The organism is Amycolatopsis sp. NPDC057786 (assembly GCF_042797905.1).
Classification (GTDB): Bacteria; Actinomycetota; Actinomycetes; order Mycobacteriales; family Pseudonocardiaceae; genus Amycolatopsis.
Genome location: NZ_JBHVKW010000035.1, coordinates 61,076 through 68,426, shown reverse-complemented (window position 1 = coordinate 68,426; position 7,351 = coordinate 61,076). Strand labels below are relative to the sequence as shown.

The 7,351-nt window shown below is 68.8% G+C and carries 8 protein-coding genes and 1 pseudogene; 5 read left to right on the top strand and 4 right to left on the bottom strand.

Annotation, left to right across the window (positions count from 1 at the left end):
- Positions 1–246 precede the first annotated feature (246 nt).
- From ACFVM3_RS19785 to ACFVM3_RS19775, 3 genes and pseudogenes are all read right to left on the bottom strand, one after another.
- Positions 247–1,059 carry a DUF4097 family beta strand repeat-containing protein gene (locus ACFVM3_RS19785; protein WP_378440509.1) on the bottom strand — a complete coding sequence of 271 codons (813 nt, stop codon included), beginning with the start codon at positions 1,057–1,059 and terminating at the stop codon, positions 247–249.
- Between the two features lie 103 nt (positions 1,060–1,162).
- Positions 1,163–2,119, bottom strand: coding sequence for a saccharopine dehydrogenase family protein (locus ACFVM3_RS19780; RefSeq protein ID WP_378440507.1), 957 nt, complete (start codon positions 2,117–2,119; stop codon positions 1,163–1,165).
- Between the two features lie 22 nt (positions 2,120–2,141).
- Positions 2,142–2,372, bottom strand: a pseudogene (locus ACFVM3_RS19775) (saccharopine dehydrogenase NADP-binding domain-containing protein); the annotation flags it as partial.
- 31 nt (positions 2,373–2,403) lie between these two features.
- On the opposite strand from ACFVM3_RS19775, the gene ACFVM3_RS19770 reads away from it, so the two are divergent.
- Positions 2,404–3,006 (top strand): TetR/AcrR family transcriptional regulator, encoded by a 603-nt coding sequence (locus ACFVM3_RS19770; RefSeq protein WP_378440505.1) that lies wholly within the window; start codon positions 2,404–2,406, stop codon positions 3,004–3,006.
- Here the strand turns inward: ACFVM3_RS19770 and ligD (ACFVM3_RS19765) are convergent.
- A complete protein-coding gene (gene ligD, locus ACFVM3_RS19765) occupies positions 2,972–3,949 on the bottom strand; it encodes a non-homologous end-joining DNA ligase (protein ID WP_378440503.1) in 978 nt (325 codons plus the stop codon). The two genes, ACFVM3_RS19770 and ligD (ACFVM3_RS19765), sit on opposite strands and share 35 nt — an antisense overlap.
- Positions 3,950–3,995: 46 nt before the next feature.
- Between ligD (ACFVM3_RS19765) and ligD (ACFVM3_RS19760) the strand changes: the two genes are divergently transcribed.
- The 4 genes from ligD (ACFVM3_RS19760) (at position 3,996) to ACFVM3_RS19745 (ending at position 7,326) form a co-directional block, all read left to right on the top strand.
- On the top strand, positions 3,996–4,913 hold the full coding sequence (gene ligD, locus ACFVM3_RS19760) for a non-homologous end-joining DNA ligase (RefSeq protein ID WP_378440501.1): 918 nt from the start codon (positions 3,996–3,998) through the stop codon (positions 4,911–4,913).
- A 59-nt stretch (positions 4,914–4,972) separates the two neighbouring features.
- A complete protein-coding gene (locus ACFVM3_RS19755) occupies positions 4,973–5,245 on the top strand; it encodes a hypothetical protein (protein WP_378440499.1) in 273 nt (90 codons plus the stop codon).
- Between the two features lie 103 nt (positions 5,246–5,348).
- Positions 5,349–5,882, top strand: a complete 534-nt coding sequence (locus tag ACFVM3_RS19750; RefSeq protein ID WP_378440497.1) for a MarR family winged helix-turn-helix transcriptional regulator — start codon at positions 5,349–5,351, stop codon at positions 5,880–5,882.
- A gap of 79 nt (positions 5,883–5,961) precedes the next feature.
- Complete coding sequence (locus tag ACFVM3_RS19745) at positions 5,962–7,326, top strand: pyridoxal phosphate-dependent decarboxylase family protein (protein WP_378440495.1); 1,365 nt, start codon at positions 5,962–5,964, stop codon at positions 7,324–7,326.
- Positions 7,327–7,351: the final 25 nt, after the last annotated feature.

The following is a 7,351-nucleotide window of genomic DNA, read 5'->3' as shown; positions in this document are numbered from 1 at the left end:
CGACACGCCACCACTCGGTGGACGTCACTGGAGATGCATCGTCGCTGGCCACCACCCCAAACTACTCCGAATCGAACACCTGCGCTAGCCCAAACAGCCTAGTATTCAAAAATGCTGGAAAATACGAACCGAAGCGCTCTTAAGCGTGCGAAGAACGCGAAGAGTGCGAAGAACGCGAAGCGAATAAGGAGGGAGAGGTGGCCGCAATCAGTCGACTAATTGCGACCACCACCCCGGACCCGAGGCTCACGCGGCACGGTGGATGACGCTGTCGTCCAGCCGCGTGCGCGCGTGGACCTTGGCACCGCCCTCGCCGGCGGCGACGGAGTTGCGCACGGAACCCTTGGTGCTCTTGGCGTCCACCGAGGCGGTGTCCCCGTCGACACCGACCTCGATACCGCCGGACGCGTTCGCCAGCTCGGCGGAACCCTGCGACAGCCGTCCGACGCGGATCGGGCAGTTGGCGGCCTGGGCGACGACGTCGCCGTCGGCGCGGTCGATGTCGAAACTCCCGCTCGAACCGGAGAGGTCGACGTCGGACCGTGCGTGCCCGATCCAGACCTTCCCGGTCGAACCCGAGTACTTGACGATGCCGCCGGCCTCGCCGATCCGCACCCCGGCCGAGCCGCCTTCGACGGCCACGGTCCCGGTGACGTGTCCGATCGCGACCTCACCGGCCGCGAGGTCGCCGCGCACCGCGGTGACGCTATCGATCCGGACCTGGCCCGACGACATCTCCAGCGAGCAGTCGCCGAACTGTCCTTCGGCGCTCACGTCCGACCAAGCCGTGTTCAGCACCAGCTGTGAACCGGTGGGCACTTCGACGGTGATCGCGACCGAGCCGTCCTTGCCGCCCGCCTTCTTCGTCTCGATCGACAGTTTCCCGTCGTCGAAGGCGACCTTGGTGTTGGCGGTGACCTTCACGTCCGACTTGCTCGCGGCGTCGATCGGCTCGACCAGTACCGCCGTGTCCTGGCGGTCGCTCGCGGCGACGCGCACCCGGGCACCGGCGATGGTCAGCGTGGCGGTGATCGGCTGAGGCGTGGGGAAAACAGACATCTCGAACTCCTCGGTGGTGGTGATCTCCTGTGGTGAAAACAACGATCACCGACCGGCCTGACACCGGACCGCCACGGCGCTGACACGCCGGGGACACGGGAGTTCAGTTCATCAGCGCGGTCAGCGCGGAGGTCTCCAGTGCGCGCTTGTTCTCCCGCTCGGACGCCCAGCTCGTCGTGGTGGCGGTCATGCGCCCGGCCGGTGGGGTTCCGAGGCAGTGCGGGGCCAGCGCGGCGAAGAAGTCGTCCGCGTCGATGAGGGTTTCCTGGGTGTGGACGCCGGGACGGTGGGCGGCGGGGACGAGCAGCGCCGATACCGCGAGCGGGACGCCGGTGGCCGCGGCCATGGTGAATCCCGGGGTGTTGGCCAGGATCGTGGCCGCGACACCGGGACGCCCTTCGCGAATGCCCGTGGCCACGGCGAACAGCGGAGGCGGAGTGCCTCGTCTGAAGATGTCGCTCGTCTCCGAGGGCAGCAGTTTCTCCGCTCGTTCGAGCAGGGCGGCGGCGCGTTCGGGGTTCAGCGCCCCGGCGTCGATGAGGCGCCGCAGCCCCGCCAGCGCCCTGAGCGCCGTCTTGTCCCCGACGCAGACGTTGGTGCTGGAACGCAGCGTGGGAAAGGCGCGATGCAGGGTCACGGCCTCGGGATGGCCGACGGTGCGCCCGCTCAGGACGCCCAGCCCGGGATGGTGCCAGCTCAGCTTCTCGAGTGCCGGGCGGTTCACCAGCCGCCCTTCGCGCAGGACGGGGATGGTGCCGCTGATCTGCTCCATCATGTGCACGACCGCCGCGCCGGGACCCGGCCCGGTGTGCGGGTTCTCCGGCTGGGCCGCGGCGATGTTCCAGCCGGTGAGGAGGGTTTCGACGGTGTCCAGTTCCCGCGCCGCGCGCACGGCGAGCATGCTCGAGACGCCGGGGCTGGCGCCGGTGCCGATCAGGGCGCAAATCCCCGCGGCCTTGGCCCGCCCGTCGAGTTCGAGCATGCGCAACGTCGGTTCCGGATCGTCGCAGATGTCGACGTAGTCGCGGCCCGCGTCGATGGCGGCCGTCAGGGTCGGCACGCCGAACCGGAAGAACGGGCCCCACCGTGTTGACGACCAGGTCGTGCTGCCTCATCAGGGTTACCAGTCCGGCGTGGTCCGTCGCGTCCGCCCGTCGTGCGGACACCTTGGCTCCCAACGAGTCCGCGACCGCGGTGGCCCGCGCCAGATCCCGGTCGGCGATCACCACACCGGTCACCGAATCGTCCGCGGCCAGGACCTCCGCCGCGGCCGCTCCCATCTCGCCGCCGCCCCCGAGTGCGAGAACACGCATGTCAGACCCCCTGTTTGATATATTTACTGTCATGACAGTAAATCAAGTCGGAAGGCCGAGCAAGGCCCGTGAGCGGATCCCGGAGATTCTTCGCGCCACCGCCGAAGTGGTGGTGCGCGAAGGGCTCGCGGGGGTGACCTTCGCGAAGGTGGCCGAGGCGGCGGGGATGCAGCGCACGCTGGTGCTGCATTACTTCGGCTCACGGGACGAGCTGCTCGGCGCCTTCATCGAGCACGCCGTCGGCGCCTTGGGAACGGAGATCTTCCGCCGCGATCCCGGCCTGTCCCTGCGTGAACGGGTGCTGTCCCTCTTCGCGCCGGGGGCCTACCGGTCACACGAGGATCTGGTCGTGTGGACCGAATTGGTGGCGTTGAGCGCGCGCGACGCGGAGGTGCGGCGTCGTCTGCGCGAGCTGTGGACCGGGCTTTGGCTGCCCGAACTGGAGGCGCTGCTGGCCGCGCACTGTCCCGGCGCTTCCGCCGACGACGTCGCGGACACGGTCTACGCGTTGGTATGCCTGTTCGAGGCGCACTGGGCGTTCAGCATCCAGGACGTCGCCGACGAACGCCGCCGTCATCAGGTCGAACGCGCGGCCCTGCTCATCCTGGATCGGTTGCCGACGGCGGCGTCCTGACGTCCTCGGGGGTCTTGTCCGCCCGCAGTCCCCGCCAGGTCGTGTGCCGCAGGCGGCCGTCCGGGGTCCAGTTCCGGTGCACGACCTCCCCGACGAGTTCGGGCTCCACCCAGTGCACCCGTCGTGCGCGGTCGCGGGGGACCTCCGAAGCGAACGGCGGCTTCTTCCGTTCCAGCGGGGTGAGCCGGGCGTGCAGGTCTTCGAGGACCTTGTCGCTGAATCCGGTCCCGACGTCACCGATGTACCGAAGGTCGCCGGATTCGTCGTGCGCGCCCAGCAGCAGCGCGCCGAGTGTCCCCGAGCGCCGTCCGTCACCGGGACGCCAGCCGCCGATCACGACCTCCTGGGTGTGCCACAGCGCCCGTTTGATCCACTGCCGCGTCCGCTTGCCGGGGTAGTACCGGCTGTCGAGCTTCTTCGCGATCAGTCCTTCGAGCCCGTGTCGCCGGACGACTTCGAGCAGCTGATCGGGGGAGATGTCGTCGTCGGTGTACCCAGGCGGGACGGCGATGCGGCCGCCGGCGCCCAGGGACGTCAGCACCTCGCGCCGGGCTTCGTACGGCTCGTCGAGCAAGAGGTTTCCGTCGAGGCACAGCACGTCGAAGGCGAAGAAGTGGACTGGACTGCGTTCCAGCAGTGACTCGTCCGGAGTACGCAGATGCCGCGTTTGCAGCAGCGGGAAGTTGGGGCGTCCTTGGTCGTCGAGGACGACGATCTCGCCGTCGAGGACGGCTTCACGGCCGCTGAGCGCCTCGGCGGTCACGTCCGGGTACGTCGCCGTGACGTCGAGGCCGCGGCGGCTGGTCAGTCGCGTCTCGCCGTCCCGCGCGACACGCAGGCAGCAGCGGTAGCCGTCCCATTTGTATTCGTAGCCCCATCCGCCGGTGGGCAGGTCACCGTCGGTCGCCAGCATCGGGGCGATCGCGTCCGGCACGGTGCTCATGCCTCACGGTACCCCGGAAAGCCCACCGGTGATCTATGGTCGAAGGGTGCCTGAGGAGCGGATAACGGTCGAGGTCGAGGGGCGGCGGCTGGGCCTGTCCAATCTGGACAAGGTGCTCTACCCCGCGCACGGTTTCACGAAACGCGAGGTCCTCGACTACTACCGCCGGATAGCCCCCGTCATGCTCCCCCATCTGCGCGACCGCGCCGCCACGTTCCGCCGGTTCCCCGACGGTGTCGACGGCGAACCGTTCTACGAGAAGAACGTTTCCCGGCACGCCCCCGACTGGGTGCGCACGGCGCGGCTCACCAACCGCGGCCGCCGGGGCGGGGACGAGACGCTCGACTACCCGGTCGTCGGCGACCTGCCGACGCTGATGTGGGCGGCCAATCTCGCCGCGCTGGAACTGCATATTCCACAGTGGACGGTCGGCGCGCGCGGCGCGCGGAAATCGCCTGATCTGCTGGTGTTCGACCTCGATCCCGGGCCGCCCGCGGACGTCGTCGACTGCTGCCGGGTCGCCGAGGTCCTCAGCGACCTGCTCATCGGGGACGGGCTCACGGTGTACGCGAAGACGAGCGGCAACAAGGGAATGCAGCTGTACTGCCCGGTGCGCACGCGGTCCGACGAGCGCACCTCCGAGTACGCCAAGGCCGTCGCGGAGGAACTCGCGCGCCGCTCACCGGAAACCGTGGTGGCCAGGATGACGAAGGCCATCCGTCCCGGTCGCGTGTTCATCGACTGGAGCCAGAACAACACCGCCAAGACCACCATCGCGCCGTACTCGCTGCGGGGCCGCGCCATCCCGACCGTCTCCACGCCGGTGACCTGGGAGGAGGTCGAAGCCTGCCGCAAGGCCGAGGATCTGCTGTTCACCGCCGGGCAGGTGCTCGAGCGTGTCGAGGAGATGGGCGACCTGTTCGGCGACATCGCCGAGCATCGCGCGGCCGTTCCCCAACGGTGACCGTGGTCATGTTTGAACCGTCCCCGACGGGAAACTCCCAGGTCAGAGGAGTGACCCGAATGAACGAGACAGCCAAAGACCCCGAAGGCCTCTCATGCCGGGCCCTGGCCATGTTGCGAGCCGTGGCTCAGGGCAGGGCTGAGATCACCGTCAGCCTGGAGCCGGATCTCTATGTCGACGGCCTGCCGTGCAGCGACCAGAGCACGGCCCACCGCCTCGCCCACGCCGGACTGATCCGGCTGCCCGCCGGTGGGGTTCCCGGCAGCCGGATACCCGCGGAATTGTCCGAAACAGGACAGGACCTCCTGGAGCCGCTCCCGTCCGCCGCGTAGCCCGGAAAGACCACTGTGGACTCCCGCCCGTTCCGCATACGATCTGCGGAGCGGGTGCGCGGGGGTGCGTGCCCATCGGCTGGTACCTCCGGGACCGGTGAGGATGTGGCTGTTGACCGGGTATCACACACTGGCCGAGACCGAGAACGCCGTGCGGGCCAAACTGGGCGGGATCCCGCTGCTCTGGGAGCGGATGGAGGCGGTGGCCAATCTTCATCGCGCCGCGACGGCCGTCCGGCTGCATTTCGAGAACTCGGTTCTGCGCACCGCCGGTCTCACCTGGACCGCATTCGTGGTGCTGTGGGTGGTGTGGATCTTCGGCGAGAAGGAGACCCGGCACGTCGCCGCGGAGTCCGGTATCACCAAGGGGACGCTGACCGGGGTCATGAAGACCCTGGAGGCGCACGGACTGGTCACCCGGCGCAAACATCCGGTCGACGGACGCCTGGTGCTGCTCGCGCTGACGCCGGAGGGGGAGCGGCTGATGCGGGAGCTCTTCCCCGAGTTCAACCAGGAGGAAGCGTTCGTCACCGAACGGCTCAGCCCCGCGGACTGCACCGCGCTGGCGGCTTCGCTGCGGGAGATCGTCAGGCAACTGGAGGAGAAGGGCGAGGAACGGCGTACCCGGAAGAGCTGACCCCTACCGAAGACGGTTGCGCGAGGCCTCCGCCTGCTCCTACGTTTTTTGGAGCCGAACGAAGCGAAGGGCGCGCTTGATGGACTTCCGGTACTGGCTCGGTCAGGCGTTGACGTCGAACGAGGGGTGGGCGGAGACGTTCGGCTCCTTCCGGCCGCATCCGTCACTGGAGATCTCCGACGGGCGGTTCGAGGCCGCCTTCGAAGAGCTCACCGAGCGGCTGAAGGACAACTACCCGTTCTTCCACCCCTCCTACGCCGGCCAGATGCTGAAACCGCCGCATCCGGCCGCGGTGGTCGGCTACCTGGCCGCGATGCTGGTCAACCCCAACAACCACGCGCTCGACGGCGGCCCGGCGACCGCCGAAATGGAACGCGAGGTCGTCCGGCAGCTGGCCACGATGTTCGGCTACACGGAACACCTGGGGCATCTGACCACCAGCGGCACGGTGGCGAACCTCGAAGCACTGTTCGTCGCGCGGGAAACGCATCCCGGCAAGGGGATCGCGTACAGCGCCGAGGCGCATTACACGCACGGCCGGATGTGCGGTGTGCTCGGCGTCGAGGGGCATACGGTGCCCGTCGACGCGCGCGGCGCGGTGGACCTCGACGCGCTCGAAGACCTATTGCGCACCGGGAAGATCGGCACCGTGGTGCTCACCGCCGGCACGACGGCGCTCGGCACGGTGGAGCCGGTCCACGAGGCGCTGGCGCTGCGTGAACGCTACGGCGTCCGGGTGCACGTCGACGCCGCCTACGGTGGGTTCTTCCGTCTTCTGTCCGGTTTGGACGGTCCGGAAGGGCTGCCCGAGGCACCGTGGCTCGCCATCGCCGAGGCCGATTCGATCGTCATCGACCCGCACAAGCACGGCCTCCAGCCCTACGGTTGCGGCGCGGTGCTGTTCAAGGATCCCGCGGCTGGCCGGTTCTACCTGCACGATTCGCCGTACACCTACTTCACGTCGGAAGACCTGCATCTCGGCGAGATCAGCCTCGAATGCTCACGGGCGGGCGCGGCCGCCGCCGCGTTGTGGCTCACCTTCCGGGTGCTGCCGCCCACCCCCGACGGGCTGGGCCGGGTGCTCGCGGCCGGGCGCCGCGCGGCGTTGCGGTGGGCGAAGCTGCTGGAGGACTCCGAGCGGTTCGACCTGTACCAGCCACCGGAACTCGACATCGTCACCTACTTCCCCCGTACGGAACCGCTTTCGCTGTCGAATATCGACCAGGCGAGCGCGCGGATCCTGCGCAACGGCATGGCCGCGGCGCGGGAACCGGTGTTCCTCAGCACGCTGCGGGTGAGCGAGGCTCAGTTCGGTCTGCGTCACACCGGGGCCGAGGCGGATGCGGACGGCGCGCGGATCCTGCGTAGCGTGCTGATGAAGCCCGAAAGCGAGGACCACGTCGACCGGCTCCACGAGCGGCTGGAAGAGTTGTCCCGCGGTTGAGCTTCCCAGTACGCCGCAGACGAAT

Bases quoted from the DNA above. Each gene is read 5' to 3' on its own strand.
- ACFVM3_RS19755 (WP_378440499.1), top strand. From the start codon at position 4,973: ATGAACGAGACAGCCAAAGACCCCGAAGGCCTCTCATGCCGGGCCCTG.
- ACFVM3_RS19745 (WP_378440495.1), top strand. From the start codon at position 5,962: ATGGACTTCCGGTACTGGCTCGGTCAGGCGTTGACGTCGAACGAGGGG.
- ACFVM3_RS19785 (WP_378440509.1), bottom strand. From the start codon at position 1,059: ATGTCTGTTTTCCCCACGCCTCAGCCGATCACCGCCACGCTGACCATC.
- ACFVM3_RS19770 (WP_378440505.1), top strand. From the start codon at position 2,404: ATGACAGTAAATCAAGTCGGAAGGCCGAGCAAGGCCCGTGAGCGGATC.
- ligD (WP_378440503.1), bottom strand. From the start codon at position 3,949: ATGAGCACCGTGCCGGACGCGATCGCCCCGATGCTGGCGACCGACGGT.
- ACFVM3_RS19750 (WP_378440497.1), top strand. From the start codon at position 5,349: ATGTGGCTGTTGACCGGGTATCACACACTGGCCGAGACCGAGAACGCC.